Genomic DNA, 1380 nt, shown 5'->3' with positions numbered 1-1380 from the left:
CTGATCGTGGTGCTGAACGACAACGAGATGTCGATCGCCCCCCCGGTCGGCGCCATGTCCAACTACCTGTCGCGGCTGATGTCCTCGCGCCAGTTCCTCGGCCTGCGCGACCTCGCCGGCAAGGTGGCCCGCCGCCTGCCCGAGCGGCTGGAGCGCACCGCCAAGAAGGCCGAGGAATATGCGCGCGGCATGATCACCGGCGGCACGCTGTTCGAGGAGCTGGGCTTCTATTATGTCGGCCCGGTCGACGGCCACGACCTCAACCAGCTGGTGCCGATCCTGCGCAACCTGCGCGACGCCGACGACAAGGGCCCGATCCTGCTGCACATCATCACCGAGAAGGGCCGCGGCTACCGCCCGGCCGAATCGGCGGGTGACAAATATCACGCGGTGGCCAAGTTCAACGTCGTGACCGGCGAGCAGAACAAGGCGCCCCCCGGCCCGCCGAGCTACACCTCGGTCTTCAGCCGCGAGCTGACGCGCCGGGCGAAGCAGGATGACAGCATCGTCGCCATCACCGCCGCCATGCCGTCCGGCACCGGGCTCGACGCCTTCGCCCGCGCCTGGCCGGACCGCTTCTTCGATGTCGGCATCGCCGAGCAGCATGCGGTGACCTTCGCCGCCGGCATGGCCACCGAGGGGCTGCGCCCGTTCTGCGCCATCTATTCCACCTTCCTGCAGCGCGCCTACGACCAGGTGATGCACGACGTGGTGCTGCAGAACCTGCCGGTGCGCTTCGCCATCGACCGCGCCGGCCTGGTCGGCGCCGACGGCGCCACCCATGCGGGCGCGTTCGACATCAATTACCTGGGCTGCCTGCCCGGCATGACCATCATGGCCCCCAGCGACGAGCTGGAACTGCTGCACATGACGGCCACCGCCTGCGCCTTCGATGACGGCCCGATCGCCCTGCGCTATCCGCGCGGCAACGGCCTGGGCCTGGCCCTGCCCGAGGAAGGCAGCGTGCTGGAGATCGGCCGTGGCCGCATCGTTCGCGAAATGGGCCGCCAGGCCGGGCGCGAGAAGGGCGGCATCGCCATCCTGTCGCTGGGCACCCGCCTGGCCGAGGCACTGAAGGCCGCCGACATCCTGGCAGCAGGGGGCTTGGCCCCCACGGTGGCCGACGCCCGCTTCGCCAAGCCGCTCGACACCGCGCTGATCGAGAATCTGGCCCGCAACCACGCGGTGCTGATCACCATCGAGGAAGGTGCGGAAGGCGGATTCGGCGCCTATGTCATGCACCATCTGGCGCGCACCGGCCTGCTCGACAGCGTCCGCTTCCGCCCGATGACGCTGCCGGATCGCTTCATCGACCACAACACCCAGGACGCCCAGTATCGCGAGGCCGGGCTCGACGCCACCGCCATCGCAGCCACCGCC

The 1380-nt window shown here is 69.6% G+C and carries 1 protein-coding gene; it reads left to right on the top strand.

Annotation, left to right across the window (positions count from 1 at the left end):
- A partial coding sequence (dxs, locus tag HLH29_RS19235) for a 1-deoxy-D-xylulose-5-phosphate synthase (RefSeq protein ID WP_182968978.1) occupies positions 1-1380 on the top strand: 1380 nt, incomplete at both ends.

The sequence above is a fragment of the Gluconacetobacter tumulicola genome (genome assembly GCF_014174215.1).
GTDB lineage: Bacteria > Pseudomonadota > Alphaproteobacteria > Acetobacterales > Acetobacteraceae > Gluconacetobacter > Gluconacetobacter tumulicola.
This window is presented reverse-complemented; position numbering and strand designations above follow the sequence as displayed.